The 26,693-nt window shown below is 67.6% G+C and carries 23 protein-coding genes; 13 read left to right on the top strand and 10 right to left on the bottom strand.

The genetic code is table 11. The features are described 5' to 3' along the window. Positions 1–89: 89 nt before the first annotated feature. Positions 90–566, top strand: a complete 477-nt coding sequence (gene mntR / locus LC407_RS08335; protein WP_025878571.1) for a manganese-binding transcriptional regulator MntR — start codon at positions 90–92, stop codon at positions 564–566. Between the two features lie 62 nt (positions 567–628). On the opposite strand, the gene LC407_RS08330 is transcribed toward mntR, so the two are convergent. From LC407_RS08330 to fabR, 3 genes are all read right to left on the bottom strand, one after another. Next, on the bottom strand, positions 629–1,177 hold the full coding sequence (locus LC407_RS08330) for a thioredoxin-like domain-containing protein (RefSeq protein ID WP_025878572.1): 549 nt from the start codon (positions 1,175–1,177) through the stop codon (positions 629–631). Then, positions 1,167–3,326: a TonB-dependent receptor gene (locus LC407_RS08325; RefSeq protein ID WP_223482615.1), complete on the bottom strand. Its 2,160-nt coding sequence runs from the start codon at positions 3,324–3,326 to the stop codon at positions 1,167–1,169. Before LC407_RS08325 ends, LC407_RS08330 begins: the two co-directional genes overlap by 11 nt. Positions 3,327–3,522: 196 nt before the next feature. Continuing rightward, a complete protein-coding gene (gene fabR, locus LC407_RS08320) occupies positions 3,523–4,179 on the bottom strand; it encodes an HTH-type transcriptional repressor FabR (RefSeq protein ID WP_025878574.1) in 657 nt (218 codons plus the stop codon). A gap of 92 nt (positions 4,180–4,271) precedes the next feature. Here fabR and LC407_RS08315 point away from each other — a divergent pair, with 92 nt between their 5' ends. Further along, positions 4,272–5,342, top strand: coding sequence for a ferredoxin reductase (locus LC407_RS08315; RefSeq protein WP_051584920.1), 1,071 nt, complete (start codon positions 4,272–4,274; stop codon positions 5,340–5,342). A gap of 13 nt (positions 5,343–5,355) precedes the next feature. Beyond that, positions 5,356–6,504 (top strand): acyl-CoA desaturase, encoded by a 1,149-nt coding sequence (locus tag LC407_RS08310; RefSeq protein ID WP_025878576.1) that lies wholly within the window; start codon positions 5,356–5,358, stop codon positions 6,502–6,504. A 4-nt stretch (positions 6,505–6,508) separates the two neighbouring features. On the opposite strand, the gene LC407_RS08305 is transcribed toward LC407_RS08310, so the two are convergent. The 5 genes from LC407_RS08305 to LC407_RS08285 all read right to left on the bottom strand — a co-directional run bounded on the left by LC407_RS08305 (position 6,509) and on the right by LC407_RS08285 (position 10,538). Beyond that, positions 6,509–6,847, bottom strand: coding sequence for a tetratricopeptide repeat protein (locus LC407_RS08305; RefSeq protein WP_154880663.1), 339 nt, complete (start codon positions 6,845–6,847; stop codon positions 6,509–6,511). Next, complete coding sequence (locus LC407_RS08300) at positions 6,847–7,422, bottom strand: flavin reductase family protein (RefSeq protein WP_025878578.1); 576 nt, start codon at positions 7,420–7,422, stop codon at positions 6,847–6,849. Before LC407_RS08300 ends, LC407_RS08305 begins: the two co-directional genes overlap by 1 nt. Beyond that, positions 7,419–8,048 carry a superoxide dismutase gene (locus LC407_RS08295; RefSeq protein WP_223482614.1) on the bottom strand — a complete coding sequence of 210 codons (630 nt, stop codon included), beginning with the start codon at positions 8,046–8,048 and terminating at the stop codon, positions 7,419–7,421. Before LC407_RS08295 ends, LC407_RS08300 begins: the two co-directional genes overlap by 4 nt. Before the next feature lie 387 nt (positions 8,049–8,435). Then, a complete protein-coding gene (locus tag LC407_RS08290) occupies positions 8,436–9,959 on the bottom strand; it encodes a thioredoxin family protein (protein WP_140226848.1) in 1,524 nt (507 codons plus the stop codon). Between the two features lie 99 nt (positions 9,960–10,058). Beyond that, positions 10,059–10,538, bottom strand: a complete 480-nt coding sequence (locus tag LC407_RS08285; protein WP_223482613.1) for a GNAT family N-acetyltransferase — start codon at positions 10,536–10,538, stop codon at positions 10,059–10,061. A 54-nt stretch (positions 10,539–10,592) separates the two neighbouring features. Between LC407_RS08285 and LC407_RS08280 the strand changes: the two genes are divergently transcribed. From LC407_RS08280 to LC407_RS08235, 10 genes are all read left to right on the top strand, one after another. Then, a complete protein-coding gene (locus LC407_RS08280) occupies positions 10,593–11,528 on the top strand; it encodes a TIGR03571 family LLM class oxidoreductase (RefSeq protein ID WP_223482612.1) in 936 nt (311 codons plus the stop codon). 88 nt (positions 11,529–11,616) lie between these two features. After that, positions 11,617–11,946, top strand: a complete 330-nt coding sequence (locus tag LC407_RS08275; RefSeq protein WP_223482611.1) for a DUF3817 domain-containing protein — start codon at positions 11,617–11,619, stop codon at positions 11,944–11,946. Positions 11,947–12,098: 152 nt separating this feature from the next. After that, on the top strand, positions 12,099–13,295 hold the full coding sequence (locus tag LC407_RS08270) for an MFS transporter (protein WP_080148597.1): 1,197 nt from the start codon (positions 12,099–12,101) through the stop codon (positions 13,293–13,295). After that, positions 13,292–14,485 (top strand): isochorismate synthase, encoded by a 1,194-nt coding sequence (locus tag LC407_RS08265; protein ID WP_059064392.1) that lies wholly within the window; start codon positions 13,292–13,294, stop codon positions 14,483–14,485. Before LC407_RS08270 ends, LC407_RS08265 begins: the two co-directional genes overlap by 4 nt. Then, positions 14,482–16,134, top strand: a complete 1,653-nt coding sequence (locus LC407_RS08260) for an AMP-binding protein (protein WP_223482610.1) — start codon at positions 14,482–14,484, stop codon at positions 16,132–16,134. Before LC407_RS08265 ends, LC407_RS08260 begins: the two co-directional genes overlap by 4 nt. Then, entirely contained in the window at positions 16,134–16,766 is a 633-nt protein-coding gene (locus LC407_RS08255) for an isochorismatase family protein (RefSeq protein ID WP_025878587.1), read from the top strand. The genes LC407_RS08260 and LC407_RS08255 overlap by 1 nt, the downstream gene beginning before the upstream one ends. Beyond that, positions 16,766–17,026 (top strand): phosphopantetheine-binding protein, encoded by a 261-nt coding sequence (locus tag LC407_RS08250; protein WP_223482609.1) that lies wholly within the window; start codon positions 16,766–16,768, stop codon positions 17,024–17,026. Before LC407_RS08255 ends, LC407_RS08250 begins: the two co-directional genes overlap by 1 nt. After that, positions 17,023–20,901 carry a non-ribosomal peptide synthetase gene (locus LC407_RS08245; protein ID WP_223482608.1) on the top strand — a complete coding sequence of 1,293 codons (3,879 nt, stop codon included), beginning with the start codon at positions 17,023–17,025 and terminating at the stop codon, positions 20,899–20,901. Before LC407_RS08250 ends, LC407_RS08245 begins: the two co-directional genes overlap by 4 nt. Beyond that, positions 20,892–21,656 carry a 2,3-dihydro-2,3-dihydroxybenzoate dehydrogenase gene (locus tag LC407_RS08240; protein WP_025878590.1) on the top strand — a complete coding sequence of 255 codons (765 nt, stop codon included), beginning with the start codon at positions 20,892–20,894 and terminating at the stop codon, positions 21,654–21,656. The genes LC407_RS08245 and LC407_RS08240 overlap by 10 nt, the downstream gene beginning before the upstream one ends. A gap of 324 nt (positions 21,657–21,980) precedes the next feature. Further along, positions 21,981–22,424 carry a transposase gene (locus LC407_RS08235; protein WP_025878591.1) on the top strand — a complete coding sequence of 148 codons (444 nt, stop codon included), beginning with the start codon at positions 21,981–21,983 and terminating at the stop codon, positions 22,422–22,424. Between the two features lie 223 nt (positions 22,425–22,647). On the opposite strand, the gene LC407_RS08230 is transcribed toward LC407_RS08235, so the two are convergent. Both LC407_RS08230 and LC407_RS08225 read right to left on the bottom strand, forming a co-directional pair. After that, the gene (locus tag LC407_RS08230; protein WP_223482607.1) at positions 22,648–24,108 is read right to left on the bottom strand and encodes an esterase-like activity of phytase family protein; all 1,461 of its coding nucleotides are present in this window, start codon (positions 24,106–24,108) and stop codon (positions 22,648–22,650) included. Positions 24,109–24,130: 22 nt separating this feature from the next. Then, a complete protein-coding gene (locus LC407_RS08225) occupies positions 24,131–26,431 on the bottom strand; it encodes a TonB-dependent receptor (protein WP_223482606.1) in 2,301 nt (766 codons plus the stop codon). Positions 26,432–26,693 lie beyond the last annotated feature (262 nt).

Genomic DNA, 26,693 nt, shown 5'->3' with positions numbered 1-26,693 from the left:
CATAGCAATGTGAAACAATCGTCTTTACTGCGTCACTGGTCCAGAATTCAGGTTCGCACCCGGATGACAACTGCAGGACAGGCACACGCGTGGGCAAGACGGACGATTCGACATCGCTGAAAAGCACCCCCTTGATCGAGGCCGAGCGCCAGGTCGAGAGCTTCCGGCAAGTGCGCGAAGCACACCGGATGGAGCTGGTGGAGGATTATGTCGAGCTGATCTCCGACCTGCTGGCCGACGGCGGCGAGGCCCGCCAGGTCGACATCGCCACCCGCCTCGGTGTGGCCCAGCCGACCGTGGCGAAGATGCTGCGCCGGCTGGCCCGCGATGGCTGGGTGGTGCAGCGCCCGTACCGCGGCGTGTTCCTGACCCCGGAGGGCGAGGCGCTGGCCCATGCCAGCCGCCAGCGCCACCAGACCGTGGAGCGCTTCCTGCTGGCGCTGGGCGTGGACCCGGATACCGCGCGACGTGATGCCGAGGGCATCGAGCACCACGTCAGCGAACAGACGCTGGCGCTGTTCGACGCATTCGTGCGCAAGGCCGAGGGCGGTTCCGCCGAACGGTAGCGCCGGGCCATGCCCGGCGGACGCGTTGCCGCTTCACGCATTTCGCCGGGCATGGCCCGGCGCTACCGAGGTTGAACGCCGTCATCGGGGCAGTGCGCCTGCTGTTGCGCACATGCCCGCTTCCACCATTCCTGCAATACCGGTTGCAGCCCGCGGTAATGGCGCCCCTGCCAACCATTGGCCAGCACCGTGCCCTGCGCATCGATCAGCACCAGGTTGGGCGGGGCCGGGCCCGCCAATGCCTGCAGCGCTGGCATGCGCTGCGCACGACGCGGGTCCAGCACCGGCCACGGCATCTGCTGCAGGTGCATGTAGCGCCGCAACGCCGCCTCGCTTTCATCCAGGCTGACATACACCACTTCGGTATCGGCGCCGGCCTCGCGCAGCGCGTCGCGCACGCCGCGCAGGGTCGGCACGAAAGCGTGGCAGGGCGCGCACCAGTCGGCGCCGAAGTACAGCGCGATCAGCGTTGGCGGTGGCGACCACTGCATCGGGCGCAGGGCACGTGGCTCGGGCCGCATCAGCGAGGCGGAGACCTGCGCATGCAGGTCGGCAGCCACTGCCGGCCATGCCAGTGCCAGCAACAGCGCGGGCAGCCAGCTAGAACGCATAGCGCAGGTTGACGTACCACGAGCGGGCGAAGCGAGGACCGTACACGTAATCGCTGTCGCGCAGCGCGCCGCTTTCCAGATCCTTCTGCCGCTGGTCGAACACGTTCTTGACCCCCGCCGCCACCGACACTTCCTGCTGTGCCTGCGCACCCAGATGGCGATGCCAGCGCGCGCCGAGGTCGGTGACCAGGAAGGCGCGGGTGCGATGCAGCTCGCCCAGCCGGTTGTTGAGCACCGGCATCGATCCGGTGTGGCGCAGCGCCAGGAACGTCTCCCAGGGCTCGGCCGGCATCCAGCTGAGTTGGGCCAGGCCGGTCCAGCGCGGGGTTTTCAGATAGTCGCGGCTGTCGATGACGGTGTCGCCGCCGTCGGCGGTGTCGTCGAAGATGCGCTGCGGCTCGCGGAACTGCGAGCGGTACCACGATGCGCCGGCAGTCAGCCGCCACTGCGGGGAGGGCTGCCAGCCGAGGTTGGTTTCCACGCCCAGCACGTTCGAGCCGGAGGCGTTGTAGCGCAGCTGCGTCAGCTGGCCATCATCGCCGCGCTGGATCTCACCCAGCGCGAAGGTATCGCGGATGCGTGCGTAGGACGCGGTGGCATCCCAGCTCCATACCGGGTCGGCCGGGTCGGAGCGCCAGTCGAACCCGAACAGGGTGGTCAGCGCGCGCTCCTCCTTCAGGCCACGGGTGTTGCGCACGCGCACCTGCTCGCCGCCGAGGGTATCGACGTGGACATCCTCGACGAAGATTTCCGGCGCACGGAAGCCGGTGGCGATGCCGGCTCGCCATTTCAGCCGTGGCGTGGCCTGCCAGGCCAGGGCGATACGCGGTGAGAACACGGCGCTGTCCAGTTCCGAACTCTTGTCCACGCGCGCGCCCAGCACCAGGTCGACGTCCTCGCGTACGCTCCATTCGTCCTGCACGAACGCGCCGAGGTTGTGGAAGGTTGCATCCTCGAGCACGGCCAGGCGCTGGCCGGCACCATCGCGATTGTCGTCACGCAGGCCCTCATGCTTGTACTGAACGCCGAACGCCAGCGTGTGTGCACCCAGCCGCCAGTTCAACTGGCTGTCGATGTAGTGCAGCGGGTTGTGGGTGCGCCCGTACTGGCGCCATGAGCGTGATGCGGCGCTGCCCGGTACGTTCGGGTCCAGTTGCGAAGGATCGTAGCCGGGTGCGGACGGATCGGTGACCACGTCGCCGAGTCCGCCATAGAAGCTGTCGCGGTCGATGTCGGCGAAGGCATAGGCCAAGCGGAAGTCGACGTCGCCGCTCACCTCCTGGTCCCATGACAGGCTGCCGCGGCGGTAGTTCGTGTCCAGCGATTCGGCGATGTTGGCCAGGTGTTCGGGCTGGTCCAGGCGGTTGCCACCGCGACGGCTCTCATCGGTCACCTGCAGGTCCAACCGCAGGCGCGTGCCCGGAGTGGGCGCATACCAGGCCTGCAGGCCACCGACCTTGAGGTTCTTGCGGGTGATCTCGGTATAGCCGTCGCCGTTGTAGTCGATGCCGCTGTTCCAGTTGCGCTGGGCGATCACCGACAGTCCCGCGTCGGCCTCGCTGGCGACCAGATCCAGACGCACGTCGGCGTTCTTCTGCGGCGTGCCCTTCAGAACATCCACGCCCGCCTGCACATGGCCGCCGCTGCGTGCCGGCAGCGGCGGAACCAGATTGATGACACCGGCTACGGCGCCCTGCCCGTACAGCGACGAACCACCGCCCTTGACCACTTCGATGCGGTCGACGAAGCCGGCGGGAATCTGTTCCAGCCCATACACACTGCCCAGCGTGGACAACAGTGGAATGCCATCGAACAGCAGCTGGTTGTAGGCACCGGGAAGGCCCAGCAGCTGCACTTCGCTGGTGTTGCAGTTCTGGCAGTTGCTCTCCACCCGCAGGCCGTTGATCAGCTCGACCGCGCGGGAGAAGTCGGTGGCCGCGCGCAGGGCGATGTCCTCCTTGCGCAGTACCTCGGTGCGGATCGGCACGTCCGACAGCAGGCGTTCGCTGCGGGTGGCCGTGCTGACTTTCACCTGCACGCGGTCCAGCTCGGTAGGCGAAGGTGGTGCGGCGAATGCGGTCACCGGCAGGGCGGCGGCAATACCGGCAGCCAGCGGCAGCCGGCGGAGAAGGGAGGCAGCAATGCGCATGAGGGCGTCGTCCTTGGGAAGGGAGGGCGGCGAGGGCGACCTGGCTGGCGCACATGAAAGCAGATGGTCATCAACATAGTAATTGCTATATTGGGGTCTCGGCGCGTGCGTGAACCGTGGCCTTTACTCGAACGTAATTGTTATAACATTACACAATGCGCACACGTGTGTGCCGGTGGTCATGCACCGGAAGCGGTCAGCCGCGGCGGAAGGCGGCGGGAGTGCGCGCGCCGACGATGATCATGCGGATCATCGTGGAGATCTGTTCGACCAGTTCCGGATCGTTCTCAGGGGGCTGGTCCATGGCCGAAGCGCCCATCGCAAACACCAGCCGGGTGATCGCCATCGACACCAGTTCCGGCTTGTACAGCACCGCGCCATCCAGTGCGGCCAGGCGCACCAGGTCATGCTGCAGTTCTTCTTCGAAGTAGTGCAGTTCGCGTTCGACCGCGTGCTTGAAATCGTCCGAGCCGACCGCGCCTTCGCGTAACAGTACGTGCAGCAGCTTGTCGTCGGCACGCAGCTGTTCCATGAAGGTTTCCACCGACACGCGTACCACGCTGGTGGCGCTGGACGTAGCGCGCTGGCGGGCTTCACCGATGATGGTGCGCAGCGAGCGCCCAGCCACGTCGATCAAGGCGACGGCCAGTTCGTCCATGTCGCGGAACTGGCGGTAGAAGCTGTTGGGTGCGATGCCCGCCTCGCGCGCGACTTCGCGCAGGCTGAGGGTGGAGAGGCTGCGATGCGGGCCGATCAGTTTCAACGCGGCGGCCAGCAGATCTTCGCGGCTCACCGTACGGCGGGCCGGGCTGCTGGCATCTTCAGGCGGAGACAGAACGGTGGCGGCGGCCATGGTACTTCCGGAGGGGCAAGGCTGAATCATACCCAATCCGGTGCAATATACACATGTATACACAGCTGTGTGTGCGGCCGTATAGTGCATCCATGAGCGCTGTCGTCCGTCCTTCCCTGTTTTCCCCGTACCGCTGGCTGTCGCCGTCGCTGTTCGACTTCTGGGCGGGCCAGCTGAATCCGTTGTGGACCCTGCGTGAGCCGATGGCCCGCCTGGTACGGCGCGAGCCGGCGGGCGAGGGCGCCGCCACCCTGGTCCTGCGCTGCAACCGGCACTGGGCCGGGATGCGCGCCGGCCAGCACGTCACCTTGGGCGTCGAGCTTGAGGGGCGTGTATTGCGCCGCAGCTACAGCCCGACCCGCCTGGGCCGTCGTGAGCTGGCCATTACCGTCAAGGCGGTGGAAGGCGGCAAGGTCAGCCAGCATCTGGTCGCGCATGCCAAGCCAGGCGACCTGTTCCGGCTGGATGCGGCCTTCGGTGATTTCCACATGCCTGCCGCAGCGCCGGTGCTTCTACTGGCCGCCGGCAGCGGCATCACGCCCATGCGCAGCCTGCTGCGCGACGCCTGCCAGCGCCCGCTGGCGGCGCCGGTCGACCTGTTCTACTGGGAGCGCAGCGCCGCGGCGTTCCAGTTCCGTGATGAGCTGCAGGCGCTGGCCGCAGCGAACCCGAACCTGCGCGTGCATCTGCTGACCACCCGCGAAGGCGAGGTGCCGGCCGCGCGCATCGACAGCCACACGTTGGCCGTTGCCGGTGACGACACCCCGCTGGCGCAGCGCCATGTGCTGGCCTGTGGCCCGGATGGCTTCGTTGCCGCTGCGCGCACGCGGCTGGCGCAGCAGGTGGCGGGTTTCCAGGCTGAAGCCTTTACGCCGCCTGCGGCACTCAGTGATGCCGACAGCCTGGGTGAGGTTGCATTGACCCTTGCCCGCAGCGGCCGGCGGCTGATCGTGCCGCGTGGCCGCTCGCTGCTGGAGAGCCTGGAGGCGCAGGGCATCGCGCCCAAGCACGGCTGCCGCATGGGCATCTGCAACAGCTGTACCTGTGAACGCGTCAGTGGCACCACTCGCCACCTGCGCACCGGCGACACCCAGTCCGAAACGGCCGTGCCGGTGCGGATCTGCGTGAGCGCGCCGACCACCGACCTGACCCTGGATCTCTGAGGACTCCGCTGCCATGACCCGCGCTACCGACCGTGCCCTGAGCCCTGCCGAGATGCAGACGTTTGGTGAGGAACTCGATGCGATCCGCGACCGTGTGATCGGCAGCCTCGGCGCCTCCGACACCCGTTACATCCGCCGCGTCGCAGCGGCTGTGCGCTGGTCCGGCGTGCTCGGCCGCAGCCTGCTGTTCCTGGGCGCGTTCTCTCCGTTGTTCTGGGCGCCGCTGCTGTGGCCGGCCTGCATCGCCGGCACGCTGCTGCTGGCGCTGGCCAAGATCCTGGAAAACATGGAACTGGGCCACAACGTGATGCACGGCCAGTACGACTGGACCGGCGATCCCAAGCTCAACGGCAACACCTACGAATGGGACATCGTTGCCACCGCCGACAACTGGCGCAAGACCCATAATTTCCGCCACCACACCTACACCAACGTGCGTGGCATGGACGATGACATCGGCTATGGCCTGCTGCGCATCTTCCCGGAACAGCGCTGGAAGCCGTTCTACCTGCTGCAGCCGATCATCGCACCGATCTTCGCGCTGCTGTTCCAGTGGGGCGTGGCGGCGCAGGACCTGCGCCTGGGGCGCTGGTTCAAGGGCCGCATCAGCAGCCGTGCGATGTGGCTGCAGACCCGTCCGGTGGCCCGCAAGATGATCCGCCAGGTGCTGAAGGACTACGTGTTCTTCCCGCTGCTGGCCGGTCCGTTCTTCCTGCCGGTGATGCTGGGCAACATGGTGGCCAACGGCCTGCGCAACATCTGGACTTACGTGATCATCTTCTGCGGCCACTTCACCGCCGAATCGGAAACCTTCCCGAAGGAATGCCTGCGCAATGAATCGCGTGGCCACTGGTACCTGCGCCAGCTGCGCGGTTCGTCCAACATCAGCGGTGGTTTCGTGATCAACGTGCTGTCGGGCAACCTCAGCCACCAGATCGAGCACCACTTCTACCCGGACCTGCCGGCCAACCGCTATGCGGCCATCGCCAAGGAAGTGAAGGAAATCTGCCGGCGCTACGGCCAGCACTACAACAACGGCTCGCTGCCGCGGCAGTTCACCCAGGTGGTCTGGCGCATCCTGCGCCACGCGTTCCCGAGCAAGCCGCGCCGCCTGCCGATGCCGGACATCATGCCGGCACCGGCGTCGGCCAACGCCGGCTGAGTCTTCAGCCGGCCTTCGCCAACAGCGCAGGTGAATCGCGATCGAGCCTGCGCAGGAACACCTGCATTTCCTTGCGGGCCTGCTGGTCGCCCTTGCTGCCGGCCACGCTGAGCCCGCGCTGCCACGCTTCGCGCGCCGCCTGCGGCTGGCCACCGGCCAGCCAGGCCTTGCCCAGCAGCTTCCACGCCGCCGAATAGTCCGGGTCCAGCATTACGCAGCGGCCCAGATGGGTGGCTGCGCGCACCGGGTCGCCGGCATCCAGCCAGCTCTTGCCCAGGCCGAAGCGCAGCAGTGCGCTGTCCTTGCCGGCGGCAAGCATCCTCTCCAGCGTTTCGATGTCCATCAGCGCACCTCCAGCAGGGTTTCCACCGGTCCCGCCTGGAAGCGGCCGCGATGGAACAGCAGTGGTGCACCGCCTGCTTCCTGCACATCGACAATGCGCCCGGCCAGCAACAGGTGATCGCCGACCGGCCACTGCGCGTGGCGGGTGCAGGTGAGATGGATCACGGCACCGGCGATACGCGGTGGCGCATCTTCGCCGTCGTCCAGCAAGGGCACATCGGTGAATCGATGGCGCACCTGCGGATCGGCGAATCGGCGCGCCAGGGCTTCCTGGCCAGCGCCGAGCACGCTGATCGCAAAGCGGGTGGCGCGCTGGAACGTGGACAGGCTCTGCGCATGCAGGGCGAGGTTCCACAGCACCAGTGGCGGCTGCAGCGAGATCGGCACGAACGAGTTGATGGTCAGCCCCTGCGGTTTTCCCTGTGCGTCGCGGGCGCAGACGATCGCCACGCCGGTAGGGAAATGGCCGAGCAACCGCCGCAGCGCACGCGGTGGCAGGCTGACCGATGGCACCGGTGCCGGAGCGGGGAACACCCCCGCCCACGGCCCGGCGTATGCACCGGAGTCCGCGTTCATGCGGCCCTGGCCTGGCGGTAGCGCCGGCCGACCTCGGCCCAGTTGATGAGGTTGAAGAACGCGCCGATGTAGTCCGGGCGACGGTTCTGGTAATGCAGGTAGTAGGCGTGCTCCCAGACATCCAGGGCAAGGATCGGGGTGTTGCCGGAGGCGCCCACCGCCGCGCCCATCAGCGGGCTGTCCTGGTTGGCGGTGCTCTCGACCTGCAGGCGGCCATCGCGATCGACGGTCAGCCACGCCCAGCCACTGCCGAACCGGGTCTGCGCGGCCTTGCTGAAGGTTTCCTTGAAGGCGTCGTAGCCACCGAGGTCGCGATCGATGGCCGCGGCAAGCTCGTCATCGGCGGTGCCGCCATTGGCGCTGAGCACGGTCCAGAACAGGCTGTGGTTGGCGTGGCCGCCGCCGTTGTTGCGCACTGCACCGCGGATCGATTCGGGCAGGGCGTCGAGGTCGGCGATCAGGGTTTCCACCGGTTGTGCCGGCAGGCCCGCCTGTTCCAGCGCGGCATTGAGGTTGTTGACGTAGGCCTGGTGATGCTTGCTGTGATGGATCTCCATCGTGCGCGCATCGAAGTGCGGCTCGAGGGCGTCGTAGGCATAGGGGAGGGCGGGAAGCGAGTACGGCATCGAGACAGTCTCCGTGGGGAAGGCCAGGGGTATGGCCGTGGGGAGACTGTTATCGCACCTCAACATTGGTTGAGGTCAAGCGGGGTGGTTGAAAAGAGGGCGCTGTCGGCGCGTTGACTGTCCCGGGATCGCGTGGGCGGATGGGCCCATGCAGGACACGCCGTAAACCCATCCATGGGGGCTCGATGGCGCCATCCATGGCGCCAACGGTCCTGCATGGGCCCATCCGCCCGCGCAGGACAGGTCCACGCGCCGGCGCGGAGGCGACGTCAAAGGCGAGAGCAGAAGCAGCAGGGTAGTGCCGGCCGCTGGCCGGCAGCTGGTGATGGTCGGGGCTGCCGGCCAGCGGCCGGCACTACCTGTATCCGTCGAATCCTGCGTCTGGCGTCAGCTCAGCCATTCCTTGCAGCCGCTATCAACCTGATCACCACAGGCCGCCTGCATCCGCTGCTGCAGCCGCGCCAGCGTGTCCGCACCCTTGTGCTTGGCGCTCCACGCCTGCAGCTGTCCGGCCAGCCGTTCGAAGCGCTGGCGCGTGCGCTGGTGGTAGCCGGACGGCTGCTTGTCCAGCTCGGCGATCAAGGCCTCGGTGGCCTGCTCGATGCGCGGTGCATCATCGGGTGCCAGCCGCAGCAGGCCTTCCACGTACAGCACGCCCCACTGCACGCGCGTGGCAGGGCCCTGCGCGCCTTCATAGGCACGCTTCAGCCATTCCAGGGCGCCGGCGCTATCACCACGCTGCTCGGCCAGTTCGGCCAGCTCCGGCATGTAGTAGTAAGGCTGCTCGCTGCGCTTCAGCTCTGCCAGCAGCAAGGCCTCGGCGCCTGCATCATCATCGACCTGACGCAGCGCGTAGACGGCACTGCTGATGGTGGCCTGGCGCGCGTGTGCATCGGTGGCTGCGGCATCGGCGGCGGCCACGCGCTGCTTTACGCGCTGCACCAATGCTGCCGGCAGCGCGCCTTCGGGCTGCTGCTGGCGCGCCAGCGCCAACTCGGTCAACGCGCGTGACAAGGCATCGTCTGCGCGATCACCACGCGCGGCATCGGCACGTTCCAGCGCGACCAGCAACTGCTGGCCGAGGGCATTGCTGCTGGCCGGACCAGCGCTGGCCTGCTTGACCAGCCCGGCGCCGGCATACCCCAGCAACTCGCGGTTGCGACGTACCTCCGCCGGTTGTGCCAGCACCGCCTGCAACAGTTCGCGTACCTGGGTGGGCGCTGCCGTCGGTTTCTCGGCGGTAGCCAAGGCGAGCAGCGCGAAGCGACGCTGCAGCGCAGGCTCGGGTGCGGCCTTGGCCAGCTGCTGCAGCACGTCCTGGGCGCTGCGCTTGCCAGCCAGGCGGTTGGCATCCACCTCCCAGCCGTAATCGCCCAGTACCTGCCAGTCTTCGGCGCCAAGCGTGGCCGGCGTCGCCAGCGCGGTCGCAAGTGTTTCGGCGACAGCGCTGCGGCGGCTGGCGGCGACGGTCAGGGCCCGGGTCAGTTCGGCCGCGTCGTTGCCGCCGGCCACGCGGGTGATTTCGTTGCGCTGCGGGTCGAGCACGATCAGGGTTGGATAGCCGCGCACGCCGAAGCGTTCGCCCCATGCCTGCGCGCCTTCTTCGTCGCCGTCCAGGTAGACCGGCACGAATTTGCCGGTCAGTGCGATGAAGGCCGGATCCTTGAACAGCCCCGCCTTGAGCTGGTTGCACGGCGGGCACCACACCGCGCCCCAGTACAGCAGCACCGGCTTGCCACTCTCGGCGGCTTCGTTGAACGCATCATCCACGTCGCCCTGGCGCCAGGCGATGGCGGAGGCCGGGGCGGTCGATGCCGCCTTCGCCGTCGGTACCGGCGCGGACGCGGGGGAGCAGGCGCTCAGGGCCGAGGCCAACAGCAACAGGGAAAGCGCGACGCGCATCGGCAGCATCTCGAAGGACAGGGTGGTGGGCCATTGTAGGAACGGTCGGGGTGCTGGCTGATGCAGTTTGCTTATGTCGCACGCGCAGCACGGCATGTGGGCTGGGTATCAGTGCGGACCAGGGGGCGCAGCCACCGGAGCGGGCACCGCCAACACCAACGGCTGGTAGATCAGGCCGTGGTACTCGCCGACGTCGCCATCCAGCACGAACCCATAGTGTTCGTAGGCCGGCACCGCGTTGAGCGAGGCGCGCACGGTCATCTGCGGGCCGCGTACCTGCGGCAGCACCGACTGCAGCAGGGCACGACCGATGCCTTGCCCCTGCAGCTCCGGCGCGACGAACAGCATCGCCAGGTGCTGGCCCGCCTTCAGTTCCACCACGCCAACCACACGGCCCTCCTGTTCGGCCACCAGGATGTGGTTGTCACCCTGCAGGCGCTCGGCGAAGGCGCTGGCTGCGGCCACGTTGCCGAAGGTGGCGATGCCCTCGGCGGTAAGCATGGGCGCAACGGCTGCAGTGAAGGCCGCCATGCACACCGCGCTGATCGCGGGCAGGTCATCGACGTGGGCGGGACGGATCCTGGGCATGCGCTGTACTTCCTGTTGTGGGACGCCATCAATGCCCCACGCTAAGCTGGCGGCATGACTGATTTCAATCCTGCCCATGCACGTCTGTTTCCAGAGCAGGGCTTGAGCCTTGGCCTGATGACGCCGGTGGCCGCACACGGCCTGGCCGATCTACTGGAGGCGCGCCGCGTCGCGCGGCTGGCCGACGATCTGGGCTTTGCTGCGCTGTGGACCCGCGATGTGCCGCTGATGGTGCCGCAGGGGCCGGATGCGACCGCCAGTGCGCTGGATGATCCGTTCCTGTGGTTGGGCATGCTGGCCGCGGCGACCGAGCGCATCGTGATCGGCACTGCGGCCATCGTGCTGCCGTTGCGGCAACCGCTGCAGGTAGCGAAATCGGCGCTGACGCTGGACCGGGTCAGCGGTGGACGCTTCGTGCTGGGGCTTGGCTCGGGTGATCGACCAGAAGAGTTCGCGGCCTTCGGCGAGGACCTACAGGGCAGGGCGGGCACCTTCCGCGAGCGCTGGTCGCTGCTGCGTGCGGCGCTGTCCCCCGAACCCTCCGAGCGCGCGCCGGTGTTGCAGGCAACCGGTGGATACGACGTGCTTCCTACGCCGGCAAGGCGCATTCCGATGCTGGTGGTCGGTACTGCGCGGCAGAGCCTGCAGTGGATCGCACGCGAGGCCGAAGGCTGGGCAACCTATCACCGCGAAGAGACCGCGCAGGAAGGGCGCATCGGTCTGTGGCAGCAGGCGCTGGCCCAGAGCGGCGGCGCGCCCAAGCCATTCGTGCAGTCGATGCTGCTGGACCTGCAGGCCGATCCAACTGCGCCGGCGGAGCCGCTGCCGCTGGGCCTGAAGGTGGGCCGCGATGGCCTGCGCGCGTACCTGCAACGCGTACACGCGCAGGGTATGGCGCATGTGATGTTCAACCTGGTGGACAACGGCCGGCCGGTGGACGACGTACTGGGCGAGATCGGCGAGCACGTCCTGCCCGATACGCGTCGGTAGGTGTCCACCTTGGTGGACACGCCGCAGGTATCCGGCATGTTCGCATCTGCGTATCATTCGCATTTGATATCCAGCGCTGGAGCCCTGCGTGACCCACCGTAACCCGCTGCACCCGACCGGGCGCCTTTTCGCCGTCGTCGCCTTCATCGAGGCCATCACCTGGGCCGGGCTGCTGGCCGGCATGTGGCTCAAGTACGGCCCGCAGGCCAACGTCGCGCTGGTGAAGCTGTTCGGGCCGCTGCATGGCGTGGCGTTCCTGGCCTACGTGGCGGTGACGCTGTTTGCGGCGCTGCGCCTGCGCTGGCCATGGTGGGCAACGGGGCTGGCGTTGCTGGCTGCGATTCCGCCGCTGGTGACCCTGCCGCTGGAGTGGTGGTTCAAGCGTCGCGGCCTGCTGTCGGTACGCGCAGGGCAGTGATGCACCCGCAGGTGCGTGCCCGTTAAGCGAATGGGTATCAAATGCAAATGCGAGCCGTTATCATTTAAGGATGGCGTCGCCGCCTGACAGGGCGACGTCGCGCGGGGTGCGGATGCGCCCGGCGTTCCTTCCCTGGTTACGGTTGGTGTTCCATGCATGCACGTCCCGTGGTTCCCGGCTTGCCGGCGCTGGTGTTGGCTGCCCTGATCGGCACCATGGCGATGATGTCCTTCGTCGCCGTCATCGGCCCGGTGGTCCGCCTGCTGGGCCTGTCCGAATGGCATGCCGGTCTATCGGTCACGGCCGCGGGCGTGCTGTGGATGCTGGCCGCTCGCCCGTGGGGCCAGCTCAGCGACCGCATCGGCCGCAAGCGCGTGCTGATGCTGGCGATGAGTGCCTACACCGTAGTCTACATCGCGCTGGCGGTGTTCATCGATGTCGCGCTGCAGACAATACCGCCGGTGCTGGTCTCGGTGCTGGTGCTGGTCGGTGCGCGTGGCCTGATCGGCCTGTTCTACGCGGCTGTGCCGCCGACCGCTGCCGCGCTGATCGCCGACAAGGCACCCACCGGCCAACGTGCGAAATTCCTCGCCCGCCTTGGCAGCGCCAACGCGCTGGGAATGGTGCTGGGTCCGGCTGCTGCCGGATGGCTTGCCTACAAGAACCTGCCGCTGGCGCTGTACGTGGCTGCGCTGTTGCCGCTGCTCGCGCTGGGCCTGCTGGCCTGGCGCCTGCCGGCCACGCCGCCGGTGGCAGCCGCACACAGCCGCAACCGCGTACCGCTGTCGCGCCTCGACCCGCGGCTGCGCCTGCCGCAGATGGCGGCGTTCGTGGCGATGGTGTCGGTGACCATCGCCCAGGTCACGGTCGGCTTCTTCGCCATTGATCGTTTCGGCCTGGGTGCAGCCGAAGGTGCACGCATGGCCGGCATCGCACTGACTGCAGTCGGCGTGGGCCTGATCCTCGCGCAGGGGCTGGTGATGAAACTGGACGTGCATCCCCGGCGCTGGATCATCCTCGGCGCACTGATCGCAGGCATCGGCTTTGCGTCGGTGGCGGCGGTGCAGCAGACCTGGCAGTTGCCGGCGGCCTACGCGCTTGCAGCGTTCGGCATGGGCTTCGTGTTCCCCTCGTTCCAGGCGTTGGCCGCCGACGCGGTGCAGCCGCACGAACAGGGGGCGGCGGCCGGCACCGTCGCGGCGGCGCAGGGGCTGGGCATGGTGGCCGGGCCGATGCTCGGCACCCTGTTGTATCGCGGCGGCGCCAGCCTGCCTTACCTGCTGGTCGGCGTGCTGCTGCTGGTGCTGTGCGTGCTGGCAGCAGCGTATCGGATGAAGGAGACCCCATGAACGATTCCCTGATGCAGGGCGCGTGGCCGGAGGCTGCGTCGATGCTGCCCGAGCCCACCGCCGAAGCGTCGCTGTTCCTGCTGCGGCAGGCGGATCAGCAGATGCACGCGCGCGGCTGCCGCGCACCCTTGCCGACCGGTGTGCTGGCCACGCTGGCCGAGCGCGTGGCGACGTTCTTCGCGCAGCAGCGCGGTGGGCCGGGCCTGCTGGTCGGCGCGGTGCCGTTCGAGCCGCGCGCCGATGATGTGTTGTACCAGCCCGAGCGCCTGCTGCCGGCATTGCCCGTGCAGTCGCAGGCGGCGCCGGCGCTGTCCGGAGCGCTGACTGCCGAGCCCTCGGCGCAGGCGTATGCAGCGGCCGTGGCCGACGCGGTCAGCGCGATGCGCGCGCCGGACCCGGAGCTGCACAAGGTGGTACTGGCGCGCAGCCTGTTGGCGCACACGCAGCAGGCGCTGTCACCGGAAATGCTGCTGGCCCGCCTCGGCACCGATCCTTCGGTGGCGACCTACGCCGTGCCGCTGCCGGTGGACGTTGGCCAGGCGCCGGCATGGCTGGTGGGGGCGACACCGGAACTGCTGCTGCGCAAACGCGGTGCGCAGGTGCTGTCGCATCCGCTGGCCGGTTCGGCCAGGCGCAGTGCCGATCCGGTTGCGGACGAGCGCGCCGCGCAGGCGTTGCTGGCATCGGCGAAGGATCATGACGAACACCGGCATGTTGTCGACGCCATTGTCGATGGCCTCTCGCCCTGGTGCAGTCACATCGAAGCGCAGCCGCGCCCGGTGCTGCACGCCACCGCCAGCATGTGGCATCTGGGTACGCGCATCCACGCCACGCTGAAGAACGCTGCTACGTCGGCGGCGACCCTGCTGGCCGAGCTGCATCCCACCCCGGCCGTCTGCGGTACCCCGCGGCTGCAGGCACTGCAGCGCATCCGTGCGCTGGAACCGGTGCCGCGCGGCTTCTATGCCGGTGCGGTGGGCTGGCTCGATGCACAGGGGGACGGCGACTGGTATGTGGCGATCCGCTGCGCGCGCCTGCAGGGCACCCAGCTGCGCCTGTATGCCGGCGCCGGCATCGTCGCCGACTCGCAGCCCGAGGCCGAAGTGGCCGAAACCGCCGCCAAGTTTGCTGCCCTGCTGAACGCATTGGGTGTGCAGGACCCGCTGTCCCTGATCGAGGTATCCGCATGACGCCGTCCACCGTTGATTCGCGCCTGCCGCTGCAACAGCAATGGCCTGAAGCGCTGGTCGCGCGCTATCGGGCCGCAGGTCATTGGCGTGGCGAAACCTTCCCGGGTTTCCTGCGCGAACGCGCCGAGCGCCATGCCGATGACATCGCGGTGGTGGCTGGCGATGTGCGCCTGAGCTATGCGCAGCTCTGGCATGAGGCCGGGCGCATCGGCGCCGGGCTGCTGGCGCTGGGCCTGCAACCCGGCGAGCGCGTGCTGGTGCAGCTGGGCAATACGGCCGGTTTCATCGCAACGGTCTGTGGCCTGTTCCGCGCCGGGCTGGTGCCGGTGTACGCGCTGCCGGCACATCGCATCACTGAACTGGCCCACTTTGCGCGCAAGGCCGAGGCCAGTGCCTACATCAGCGCCGATGTCCATGAAGGCTTCGATCATCGTGGCCTGGCGCGCGCGCTGCAGGCGGAAGTGCCGGCGGTACGCCACGTGCTGATCGACGGCGATGCGGCGGAGTTCGTCGCGCTGGAATCGCTGCAGGGCGATCGCAGCCAGCTGCCGGCCGATCCTGATCCGCAGTCGGTGGCGTTCCTGCAGATCTCCGGCGGCAGCACCGGGTTGTCAAAGCTCATTCCGCGCACGCACGACGACTACATCTATTCGTTCCGCGCCAGCAACGAAATCTGTGGCATCGACCGCGACAGCGTGTACCTGGTCGCGCTGCCGGCAGCACACAACTTCCCGATGAGCTCGCCGGGTTTCTTCGGTGCGCTGTACGCCGGCGCCCGCGTGGTGCTCAGCCCGGGCCCCGGCCCGGATGCGGCTTTTCCGTTGATCGCGCGCGAGAAGGTGACCTGCTGTGGTCTGGTGCCGCCGCTGGCGCTGCTGTGGGCGCAGGCCGCGGCGACCAGCAGGCATGATCTGTCCAGCCTGCAGGTGCTGCAGGTCGGGGGAGCGAAGCTGGTGCCGGAAGCCGCGCGGCGGGTCATCGATGGCCTCGGTTGCACGTTGCAGCAGGTGTTCGGCATGGCCGAAGGCCTGGTCAACTACACCCGGCTGGATGATCCGCAGGAACTGATCGTTGCCTGCCAGGGCCGGCCGATCAGCGCCGATGACGAGGTGCGCGTGGTCGATGACCACGATCATCCCGTTGCCGAAGGCGAGGTGGGCCATCTGCTCACGCGGGGCCCATACACCATCCGCGGTTACCACAATGATGTGGCGGCGAATGCGCGCTCGTTCACCGACGATGGCTTCTATCGCACCGGCGACCGCGTGCAGCAGCTGCCCGGGGGCTACCTGGTGGTGCAGGGCCGTGCCGGCGACCACATCAACCGGGCGGGCGAGAAGATCTCCGCCGAGGAGATCGAAGACCATCTGCTGGCCCATCCTGGCGTATTCGATGCCGCCGTGGTCTCCATTCCTGACGACTACCTGGGCGAGCGCAGCTGTGCCTTCGTGATCCAGCAGGGCGAGGCCATCAAGGCGCCGGCGCTGAAGGCGTGGATGCGCGGGCGTGGCCTGGCCGCCTTCAAGGTGCCCGATCAGATTGTTTTCGTGGACAGTTTCGACACCACGGCGGTTGGCAAGATCAGCCGCCGCGAACTGCGCGCGCAGCTGCGCGCGCGTCATCTGCAACAGACAGGAGGAACGCGCTGATGGCGCTGCCCCGCATTACCCCGTATTCCTTGCCGACCGCTGCGGAACTGCCGCAGGCGCGAGGCGCCTGGCGCCCCCAGCGTGATCGCGTTGCCTTGCTGGTACACGACATGCAGCGCTATTTCCTCGCCGCATTCGACGCCGGCAACGCGCCGCTGCAGCCGGCGGTGGACAACATCGCGCGCCTGCTGGGACATTGCCGTACGCACGGCATTCCGGTGTTCTACACCGCCCAGCACGGCGACCAGGACCGCCGCGACCGCGGCCTGCAGGCAGACCTGTGGGGCCCGGGCATGGGCCGTCGTGCCGACCACGAGCCGATCATCGACGCACTCGCGCCGCAGCCGGGCGAGCATGTGCTGGTAAAGCACCGCTACAGCGCGTTCCAGCGCAGCAATCTGGAAACGCTGATGCGCGTGCGCGGCCGCGACCAGCTGCTGATCACCGGTGTCTACGCCCACATCGGGTGCACCGCCACGGCAGTGGAGGCGTTCCAGCGTGACATCGAGACGTTCATCGCTGCCGATGCCGTGGCCGATTTCTCGCGTGCCGACCATGACCAGGCGCTGCACTGGATCGCCCGCACCTGCGGCGTACCGATGACCACCGACCAGCTGCTGGAGGCAATGTGATGAACGCGACGACCGAAGCCCTGACCCTGGAGCGTATGCGCGCCGACGTCGCCCGTGTGCTGGACTGCCACGCGGCTGACATCGGCGATGATGACAACCTGATCGATCTGGATCTGGATTCGATGCGCATGCTGGGGCTGGTGCTGGCCTGGGGCAACACCGGGCTGCCACTGGAGTTCTCGCAGCTGGCCGAACACACCACGCTGCGCCAGTGGTGGGCGGTGGTGCAGCAGCTGCAGGCCGCGCAGACAGCAGCATGAACGGAGCGCCGCTGCCGCTGACCGAGGCGCAGGCCGGGCTGTGGTTTGCCCAGCGGGTGGCACCGGAAAGCCCTGCATTCAATACCGCGCACGCGGTGTGGATCGAGGGTTTGCTGGATGTGCAGGCGTTCATCGCTGCCGCCAACCAGGCCGCCGTCGAGGCCGAGGCGCTGGCGCTGCGTTTCGCCGAGGGCGAGGACGGCCAGCCCGTGCAATGGCACGATCCCGCGCGGGTGCCATTGCTGCAGCTGCGCGATGTCGCCGCGGCCGATGATCCGCAGCAGACGGCGCGTGCGGCGATGCTGGCTGACCGCTGCAGCGCGGTCGACCCGACCCGCGACCGGCTGAGCCAGCAGGTGCTGTTCGACCTGGGTGGCCAGCGCTGGGCCTGGTACCTGCGCGTGCATCACCTGGCCACCGATGGCTATGGCATGGCGCTGTTCACTGACCGCGTCTGCGCCCTGTATGCGGGCCGCACCGGTAGTGCGCTGCCAGGGTTGGCGGGCGTGCTGGCCGATGATGCCAGCTACCGCAGTGATGCGCGCCGCGACGTCGACCGGCAGTGGTGGTTGCAGGCGCTGCAGGGCGCCCCGGCCTCCACCGGCCTGGCCGGCACCGCCGCGGCCAGTGACGATGCACTGCGCTGGGTGCAGCCGGTGGACCCCGCATTGCGCGAGCGCCTGCTGCAGGTCTCGGCATCGTGGCTGCAGCCGTGGCCGGATGTGCTTGCCGCGTTGGCCGCCGAGTATGTGCGTCGCATGAGCGCGTCCGAGGAAGTCGTGCTCGGCGTACCGTACATGGCGCGGCTGGGCAACGCGGCGGCGCGGGTACCGGCGATGGTGATGAACGTGCTGCCGCTGCGGGTAGCGGGCGGCGAGGGCGGCGTCGAGGAATTCTGCCGGCGCATCGGGCGCCAGCTCAGCCAGAGCCGCAAGCATGGGCGCTACCGTGGCGAACAGCTGCGTCGTGACCTCGGTCTGGTCGGTGCACAGCACCGTCTGCATGGGCCGTTGATCAACGTACAGCCGTTCTACCAGCCGCTCGCGCTGCCGGGTGTGCAGGCCTCACTGGAAGTGCTGAGCACCGGCCCGGTCGACGACCTGACACTGGGTTTCCGTGGCGATGGACAGACCCTGCTGGATCTGGAGATTGAAGCGAACCCGGCCCTGTATGGGCTGGACGACATGAAGGCGCATGCCCGGCGGCTGCTGCATTTCGTGTCGTCCGCGCTGCTGGCCGAAGACATCGCGACGGTGCCGCTGGCCACGCCGGAAGAATCCAGGCAGGTCGTGCATGGCTTCAATGCCACCACGCATGCGCTGCCTGACACGACCCTGGTCGAACTGTTGCAGCAGGGCATGGACCGCGATCCGTCGGCAGCGGCGCTGGTGTTCGGCGATACCACGCTGGACCATGCTGCGCTGGAGGCGCGCAGCTTCGCCCTGGCCGCGCAGCTTCGCTCGCTGGGCGTGGGCCCGGGCACGGTCGTTGCCGTAGCGCTGCCGCGTTCGCTGGAACTGGTGATTGCGTTGCTGGCGGTGCTGCGCGCAGGCGGCGCGTACCTGCCACTGGACCTTGCCCATCCCGCGGAGCGCTTGGCGCGCATCCTGGCGTCGGCGCAGCCGGTCTGCGTATTGGCAGAGGCCAGCGTGCAATCCCGTCTTTCAGATGTGCCGGTGCTGCCGCCGGAGCAGTGGACCGATGTGAGCTTTGCCGCACCGTGGCCGGGCCCGACGGGCGACGATGCGGCCTATGTGATCTATACCTCCGGTTCGACCGGCGAACCCAAGGGCGTGGTGATCGAACACCGCGCCATCGTCAATCGCCTGCTGTGGATGCGCGAGCACTATGGCATTGGTGCCGACGACCGGATTCTGCAGAAGACCCCGGCAACGTTCGACGTATCGGTCTGGGAATTCTTCCTGCCACTGCTGTGCGGCGCGACGCTGGTGTTGGCGGGGCCGGACGCACACCGCGACCCGACCGAGCTGGTGCGATTGATCCGCGTCCATGGTGTCACCACCGCACATTTCGTACCGTCGATGCTGGATGCGTTCCTGGCTGCACCGGCCTCACAGGACCTGCGGCTGCGGCGCGTGTTCACCAGTGGCGAGGCGCTGGATGCCGCGCTGCGCGACCGCTTCCATGCGCGGGTGCATGCCGAACTACACAATCTGTATGGGCCGACCGAAGCGGCAGTGGATGTGAGCTGGTGGCCAGCCTCGGCCGATGACCGCTCGCGACCGGTGCCGATCGGTTTCCCGGTCTGGAACACCCGCCTGTATGTGCTGGACGCACGGATGCAGCCCGTGCCGGTGGGCGTGCCAGGTGACCTGTACCTCGGCGGTGTGCAGTTGGCGCGCGGCTATTTCGGCCGCGACGACCTGACTGCCGAGCGCTTCCTGGCGGATCCGTTCCTGCCGGGTGAGCGCATCTACCGCACCGGCGACGTGGCACGCTGGCGGGACGACGGTGCTGTCGAGTACCTGGGACGCAGCGACCATCAGGTAAAGCTGCGCGGCCTGCGCATCGAACTTGGCGAGATTGAAGCAGCGTTGCGCGAGCTGCCTGGCATGGACCGGGTGGAAGTGCTGTTGCGCGATGATCTACCCGGCGAGGCGCGGCTGGTCGCCTATGTGCCGACGGCGCTGCTCGATGCAGCGGCGCTGCGCAGTCATCTGCTGACGCGGGTGCCGGACTACATGGTGCCGTCGGCGTTCGTGGGCGTGGATCAGTGGCCAGTGACTGCCAATGGCAAGCTGGACCGGTGTGCGCTGCCGAAACCGCCGCAGCAGGAAGTTGTGGGGCAGGCGCCGCGCACGCCGCTGGAGCAGGAGCTGGCCGGGCTGTTCGCGCAGGCGCTGGGGCGCGAATCGCCGGTGGCCGTCGACCTGGATTTCTTCAGCATCGGTGGCGACTCCCTGTCGGCCGTGCACCTGCTGTTGGCCATCGAGCAGCGCTGGCGTTGCGAGCTGGGGCTGGGCGCGCTGTTCGCGCAACCGACCGTAGCCGCGCTGGCGGCACGCATTGCCGAGCCGCCCGCACGCGCCGATCACGCGCTGGGGCCGGTGATTGCGCTGTCGGCATCCGACGAGGCAACCGCAGCCCCCCTGTTCGTGCTGCACCCGGCAGGCGGCATTGCCTGGAACTATCGCGCACTGGCCCGGGCGCTGCAGCCAACGCGCGCGGTGTACGGGCTTCAGTCACCCGCGCTCGATGCCACGCAACCGCTGCCAGGCAGCATCGAGGCCATGGCCAATGACTATGTGCAGCGGGTGATCACGCTGCAGCCACAGGGGCCGATCCATCTGCTCGGCTGGTCGGTGGGGGGCATTCTCGCGCAGGCGATGGCCGTGCGCCTGCACGACATCGGTCGCGAGGTCGGCGAACTGGTGCTGCTCGATGCCTATCCCAGCGAATGCTGGCGCGCCGAACCGGAGCCCGACCCGATCGCGGCGCTGCGGGCGCTGTTGGCCATCGCCGGGCATGACCCGGACGCGCATCCGGAACTGGACGATCGCGAGCGCATCCTCGCCTTCCTGCGGCGCGGCGGCAGCGCGCTGGGCAGCCTGCCCGAGGTGGTGCTCGACGGCGTGGTACGGGCGGTGACCGGAACCAATCGACTGATCCGCGAACACCAGCACCGACCCTTCGTCGGAACGCTGGCGCATGTGCGGGCCGGACGCGATCATCAGGCACGGCCGCAGTTGCAGTCCGCGCTGTGGAAGGCACATGCGCTGCAGGTGGATGCCGTCGAGCTGCCGTTCCTGCACGCCGAACTGACCGGGCGTGATGCGGTGGCGCAGCTGGCACCGTGGTTGTCGGCGCGGCTGCAGCAGTGGGACAGGCAACAGGAGAGCGCAACATGCAGCTGACGGGTTTTGAAGGAAATGTGGCGCTGGTGACCGGCGCAGCGGGCGGTATCGGTGCGGCGCTGGTCGGGCAACTGCTGGACGCAGGGTGCCGGGTCGTGGCAACCGATCGCGAGCGACCTGCGCTGGCGACCGACGATGGTCGCGTGCAGGCTTTCGCACTGGACGTCACCGACGGCGCAGCCGTGGACGCCCTGGTAAACCAGGTGGAAGCCACGGTGGGACCGATCATGTTGGCGGCCAGCGTGGCGGGCGTGCTGCATGTCGGCGAGGTCGTGGACACCCGTGACGCGGATTGGCGCAGGGTGTTCGCGGTCAATGCCGATGGTGTGTTCCATGTGGGCCGCGCACTGGCACGGGTGATGTCGCCGCGCCGGCAAGGCGCCATCGTGACCGTCAGTTCCAACGCGGCGGGCGTGCCACGGCATGGCATGGCCGCCTATGCCGCCTCGAAGGCGGCGGCGACGATGTTCACCCGTTGCCTGGGCCTGGAGCTGGCACCGTTGGGCATCCGCTGCAACATCGTTGCGCCGGGCTCCACGCTGACCCCGATGCAGACCGGCATGTGGGAAGACGAGCAGGGCGCGGCACGGGTGATCGCCGGCAATCCGGCCACCTACAAGGCGGGCATCCCCTTGCGCAAGCTGGCCACGCCGGAGGACATCGCGCAGGCGGTGATGTTCCTGCTGTCCGAGCAGGCCGGGCACGTGGCGATGAGTGACCTGTATGTGGATGGTGGCGCCACGCTGCGCGGGTGACGGGGCCGGGCACACCGCCGGGCGGGGTTCATGGGTTGCCGGCCAGCGGCCGGCACTACCACGGGGCAGGCGCGATGGGCTTGTGCGTTGGCATGGGTTGCCGGCCAGCGGCCAGCACTACCACGGGGCAGGCGCGATGGGCTTGTGCGTTGGCGTGGGTTGCCGGCCAGCGGCCGGCACTACCACGGGGCGGACGTGACGGGCTTTTGCATTGGGTAGTGCCGGCCGCTGGCCGGCAACCCCAGCAGACTGTCAGCAACATCCTCATGGAATCTCGCGCTGTTCCCCGACAGCCAGCGATGTCTGCCTGATCCACGATGGGCCATGAGCAGCGATCTCCTGCGCCACGGGCGGCGCTCCATCATCGGTCAGGTATATGTGCTGACCACGACAACATGCCAGCGCCGCCGACGCTTTGAATGCGGCGCTACCGCAGGCTGCGTCTCCAGCCAGTTTGAGGAACTGGAGCGACAAGGCCTGGTCCAGTCACTGGCATGGGTGGTGATGCCGGATCATGTGCATTGGATGTTGCAACTACGTGCGTCGGAGCTGTCGGGTATCGCCCGTCGGTTCAAGTCATCCAGCGCGTTGGCCTTGAATCGGCTGGTCGGTCGTCGCGGCGTGGTCTGGCAGTCCGGGTACTTCGATCATGCGGTCAGGGCAGAGGAATCGTTGCATCGCCAGGCTCTGTATATCCTGGGAAATCCCATTCGGGCGGGCCTGGCCAGGGAGATTGGCCAGTATCCCTATGCGTGGTCGATCTGGTAGTGCCGGCCGCTGGCCGGCAACCAGGCGGTGTTTCCGGAGATTCATGAGGCTGCCGGCCAGCGGCCGGCACTACCATGGGGCAGGCGCGCGGGATTTTCCTGTCGGGTAGTGACCGCCGCTGGCCGGCAACCAAGCGGTGCGTCCGGAGGTTCATGAAGTTGCCGGCCAGCGGCCGGCACTACCACCGGTCGGGGTTTGTGAGGTTGCCGGCCAGCGGCCGGCACTACGGCAGGGTGAGCCGATACACCAGCACCCGGTTGTCGTTGTCGTACGCACTGTCGCAGTGCTCGCCCTGCATGCGGCAGTTGCGGGCGGTGAAGTCGTTGTCGTTGCCGATCAGCAGCAGTACGTCGTTCGGGTGCTCTGGATCAAGCGCCGGCAACACGTCCATTGCTTCCCACTTCTCCGACAGCAATCCCGGGTGAGGGCCACGCCCTGTATCCAGGTCCAGCCCGGCCCGGGCCAGCTGCGGCCGGTCGAGCAGGTTCAGCACCTCTTTGACCTTGGCGGGCAGGATGCCGGTCTTCAAGATGGCGTCAGCGGGATCGGCCAGCACCGATGCCGTGCCGGTCTCATATTCCGTATCCACTAGATTGGAGGCCTGCGCCACGTTCACCAGCAGCACCGACTTGTAGACGATCGGGTCGTCGCCCTCCTTGCCCAGTCCATTGCCATCGCGTGCCAGCATCAGGAAACGCTCGTTGTCCAGCGCACGCAGCTCGCTCTGTGCAGCGGTACGGTCGAGCTTGCCTTTGCCGTCGTGGGCGTAGGCGGGCAGGATCATCACATGGTGGCCCACCGGTTGCGTCGGCGTCGGGTTGGCAGACACGTCGTAGACCAGCACGCGGGTGTTGATGCGGCCGGCGGCATTGCCCGCCGCGCTGTCCTGCATCAGCGCGCTCTGCAGGGCAACGAACAGCCGTGTGCCGTCGGGCGACAGGCCCATGCCTTCCACGCCCTGGTTGTTGCGGCGCCCGGTCTGCGGCGGAGCCAATGATCCAAAGGCAGGTTTGCCATCACGTTGTGGCTGGATCGCCTGCGGCGGCACGATCACGCCCTGCAGCTGGCCCTGTGCGTTGAAGTAATAGACGTTGGCGGTGTACTCGTCGCCGATGTAGAAGTGGCCGTCCGCAGTGAACTGCAGCGATTCGGCATCAAGTGCGACCTTGCCGGCCCCCGCGCCCACGGCGGGGGAGGGCAGCACCACGCCACGCTGGATGATGGTGTGATCACCGGGGTCGGCACCGGTGAATGGCTGGCCGTTGTAGTCCTTCAGCACCAACCCCTTTTCCGGCTTCATCGTCAGCGTGCCGAAGCTCTCTGGCTTGTCCGCCGGCCAGTCGATGCGCAGCTGCATGCGCTCCAGGCGACCGGCGTAGTCGTAGAACAGGCCGGCTTCCGGATCGTTGCGACCGCGGTCGGGCAGGGTCCACAGCACCCCTTCATAGCCACGCGCGGTACGCCGCCACGTGCCCGGCTGTACCGCCAACGACGAGAACGAGCCCAGCGTATCGCCTAGGAAGTCCACGGTACCGGCCGGCAATCGTCCGGCGGCGACCAATCCCTTGTCCACGTATGTGAAGCTGGCCACGTCCACCGCGCGTGGCGGCACGCCGCGGGCTTCATGCGGTGCGTTGTAGCCGCTGACCGAGAGCGCGGCCAACAGCAGGGCAGTAACGGACATCAATGGACTCCTCGGCCGGCGATCAGAAACGGATGTCGATGGTACCGAACACCTGGCGCGGTGCCGACGCGTGGAACACATACAGCTTGCCGGCCGGGTCGCTGGGGGCGAACACGCTCGAGTCCAGGTTGCTGGCGTAGCGCTTGTCACCCACGTTGGTCACGTTCAGCGACAGGCGCATGCCCTTGGCGAAGCCAACCTGACCGAAATCGTAGCCGCCGGCCAGGTCGAACACGGTGAAGCCACCAAAGCCCTGGTCGTTGGTATAGGTGTAGAAGCGTTCGCCGGTGTACTTGCCGCGCAGGCTGGCGAACCAGCCGTTGTCGCGCCAGGTCATTTCGGTGGCCAGCAGCTGCTTGGGCGTGTCGGTCTGGATCTTGCCCTTGATCTGCTGCTCGACGCCGGCCTGCGTGTAGTTGGAGGCATACGTCGAGCGGTTCAGCGACGCCGAGGTGTACCAGCTGAAGTGCTCGTTCGGTGTCCACAGCACGGTCAGTTCAGCACCGCGACTGTCGACGCCGCCGACGTTGTAGAAACGGTTGCCGCAGGTGGGGCCGACCGGCTGCCGCGAATCGCAGGGGTTGTACTGCAGCAGGCGATTGTCAAAGCGCACGCTGTAGGCAGCGACCGATGCCTGCAACGTATCGGTGACGAAGCGATAGCCCGCCTCCAGCGAGCGTGATTCTTCCGGCTTCAGGTTGCCCTGCGCGTTCCAGGTGGCCTGGCTGACCGCTTGTGGGCCAAGTTTGAAGCCGCCCTGGAACATGGCGATGTTCTCGGCGTAGCTGGCGAACACTTCGTGATGCTCGCTGAGGCGGAAGTTGGCGCCCACGCTTGGCAGGAAATTCCTGCTGGCCTTCAGAGAACCGGTGGCGAACTGGTTGTTCGAGCTGGGCGAGATAGGCGTCTTCGCATCGCCGGGCAGCGCCTGTGCGTCGGAGGTGGCATGTGGACTCTTGGCCCCGAATTCCAGGGTCAGACGGTCGTCAAGCAGGCGCCAGGTGTCCTTCAGGAAGAACTGGTGGGTTTTCCAGCGCGTTCGCTGGGCGAACACACCCACATCCGAGGGCAGGGTATTCATGCCGCTGAGGTCGCGTGGGCCGTCCACCGCCGTCTGGTAGCGTTCGGCGCTGCTGGTGTTGCGTTCGTACCAGACGCCACCTTCGAGGCGGTGTGCGCCCAGCTCCCAATCGAAGGACAGCGTGCCGCCATCGCGGTCGATGGTGTAGATGGTGTTGCGGAAGATGATCGGGATTTCCTGCGCGGTGCCTTTGTTCGACCATGCACCGCTGTTCCAGTTGTGGCCTTCGCCGCGGTCATCGTGGTGGTAAGCCAGTGCCCGCAGGCTGAAGCCATCGGCCAGGAAGAAATCACCGGCCAGGTAGTACAGGTTGTCATCGCGCAGGATCTGCCCGGCGGTGAATGCGCCGTCGGCGTCCTTGTCCGGACCGCTGTTGTCGCACTTCTTCGCGTTGAGGCTGGCGGTGTTGCAGTAGGCCTTGGCCACGGCCTTGTTCCAGTCCGGTGCGTAGCCGCCCCAGTCCCAGCCCAGGCCGCGGGACATCTCGTCCTTGGACAGGTAGAAGTAGTCCGCCTGGCTGGTCCGCGAGGTGTCGACGAAACCTGTGATCTGGCCGCTGCCGAAGTTCCACACGCCCTTCGCGTTGAACTGCTTGGTAGTGGATTTGTTGTACGCGGTCTGGTCGTTCCACAGGTCCGAGACCGCGTTCATGCCCGATACGTAGCCGGAGAATCCGTTGTACTCGCCGCTGTCCACGCGCACGAAGGTGCGACGGTTGGCATCGCTGCCGAAGGTCTGCACCACGCGGCCGCCCAGTTCCTGCGCAGGGCGGTCGGAGGTATAGGAAATGGTGCCGCCGAGGTTGCTGGTGGACGGCGTGCCGAGGCTGCCGATGCCCACCGCCAGTTCGGCGCCCGCCATGTTCTCGCTGATCAGCGCACGGTTGATGGTCAGGCCGTTGTAGTTGTTGTACGCACCATCGCCCAGAGGAACGCCGTCCAGCGTGTAGCCCAGGCGGGTGGAGTTGAAGCCGCGCAGGCTCAGGGTCATCGACTGTTCGTTGGTGCCCAGCGCGTCGGCCGACTGCGCGTTGACGCCAGGCAGCAGGTTGAGCGTCTTCTGCAGGCTGGTACCCGGCGGCAGGATGTCCAGGTTCTCGCGGGTGATGCGCTGCACCTGGCGCGCCTCGCCACTGCCGATGACTGAAACTGCATCGAGTTCGGTGGCCGACGGCGCCTGCTGCGCCCACGCGGTCGGTGCAAGGGCCAGGGACAACGCAGCAGCCAACAGGGTCTTGGTCATGGAACAGGCACTCAGGCAAGCGCGAGCCGCCGCATGGAAGCGGAGCTCAGGCAGATGAAAGGGGAAACACGCGATGCGATCACGGGCGCCTTGGGCGCCGCGCGATCAACGTGAAAATGGTGCGCTAGACAGATGACTGTCTGGTGACATGGTCAACTGCGGACATCACGCGCGGGTAGTGCCGGCCGCTGGCCGGCAACTGCGGGATGCTGCGGAGGGTTCATGAGGCTGCCGGCCAGCGGCCGGCACTACCGGTATCGGT

This window comes from Stenotrophomonas sp. OVS01A (assembly GCF_019969775.1).
Classification (GTDB): Bacteria; Pseudomonadota; Gammaproteobacteria; order Xanthomonadales; family Xanthomonadaceae; genus Stenotrophomonas; species Stenotrophomonas indicatrix.
This window is presented reverse-complemented; position numbering and strand designations above follow the sequence as displayed.

Bases quoted from the DNA above. Each gene is read 5' to 3' on its own strand.
- LC407_RS08330 (WP_025878572.1), bottom strand. From the start codon at position 1,177: ATGCGTTCTAGCTGGCTGCCCGCGCTGTTGCTGGCACTGGCATGGCCG.
- LC407_RS08325 (WP_223482615.1), bottom strand. From the start codon at position 3,326: ATGCGCATTGCTGCCTCCCTTCTCCGCCGGCTGCCGCTGGCTGCCGGT.
- fabR (WP_025878574.1), bottom strand. From the start codon at position 4,179: ATGGCCGCCGCCACCGTTCTGTCTCCGCCTGAAGATGCCAGCAGCCCG.
- LC407_RS08315 (WP_051584920.1), top strand. From the start codon at position 4,272: ATGAGCGCTGTCGTCCGTCCTTCCCTGTTTTCCCCGTACCGCTGGCTG.
- LC407_RS08310 (WP_025878576.1), top strand. From the start codon at position 5,356: ATGACCCGCGCTACCGACCGTGCCCTGAGCCCTGCCGAGATGCAGACG.
- LC407_RS08305 (WP_154880663.1), bottom strand. From the start codon at position 6,847: ATGGACATCGAAACGCTGGAGAGGATGCTTGCCGCCGGCAAGGACAGC.
- LC407_RS08300 (WP_025878578.1), bottom strand. From the start codon at position 7,422: ATGAACGCGGACTCCGGTGCATACGCCGGGCCGTGGGCGGGGGTGTTC.
- LC407_RS08295 (WP_223482614.1), bottom strand. From the start codon at position 8,048: ATGCCGTACTCGCTTCCCGCCCTCCCCTATGCCTACGACGCCCTCGAG.
- LC407_RS08290 (WP_140226848.1), bottom strand. From the start codon at position 9,959: ATGCTGCCGATGCGCGTCGCGCTTTCCCTGTTGCTGTTGGCCTCGGCC.
- LC407_RS08285 (WP_223482613.1), bottom strand. From the start codon at position 10,538: ATGCCCAGGATCCGTCCCGCCCACGTCGATGACCTGCCCGCGATCAGC.
- LC407_RS08280 (WP_223482612.1), top strand. From the start codon at position 10,593: ATGACTGATTTCAATCCTGCCCATGCACGTCTGTTTCCAGAGCAGGGC.
- LC407_RS08270 (WP_080148597.1), top strand. From the start codon at position 12,099: ATGCATGCACGTCCCGTGGTTCCCGGCTTGCCGGCGCTGGTGTTGGCT.
- LC407_RS08265 (WP_059064392.1), top strand. From the start codon at position 13,292: ATGAACGATTCCCTGATGCAGGGCGCGTGGCCGGAGGCTGCGTCGATG.
- LC407_RS08260 (WP_223482610.1), top strand. From the start codon at position 14,482: ATGACGCCGTCCACCGTTGATTCGCGCCTGCCGCTGCAACAGCAATGG.
- LC407_RS08255 (WP_025878587.1), top strand. From the start codon at position 16,134: ATGGCGCTGCCCCGCATTACCCCGTATTCCTTGCCGACCGCTGCGGAA.
- LC407_RS08250 (WP_223482609.1), top strand. From the start codon at position 16,766: ATGAACGCGACGACCGAAGCCCTGACCCTGGAGCGTATGCGCGCCGAC.
- LC407_RS08245 (WP_223482608.1), top strand. From the start codon at position 17,023: ATGAACGGAGCGCCGCTGCCGCTGACCGAGGCGCAGGCCGGGCTGTGG.
- LC407_RS08240 (WP_025878590.1), top strand. From the start codon at position 20,892: ATGCAGCTGACGGGTTTTGAAGGAAATGTGGCGCTGGTGACCGGCGCA.
- LC407_RS08235 (WP_025878591.1), top strand. From the start codon at position 21,981: ATGAGCAGCGATCTCCTGCGCCACGGGCGGCGCTCCATCATCGGTCAG.
- LC407_RS08230 (WP_223482607.1), bottom strand. From the start codon at position 24,108: ATGTCCGTTACTGCCCTGCTGTTGGCCGCGCTCTCGGTCAGCGGCTAC.
- LC407_RS08225 (WP_223482606.1), bottom strand. From the start codon at position 26,431: ATGACCAAGACCCTGTTGGCTGCTGCGTTGTCCCTGGCCCTTGCACCG.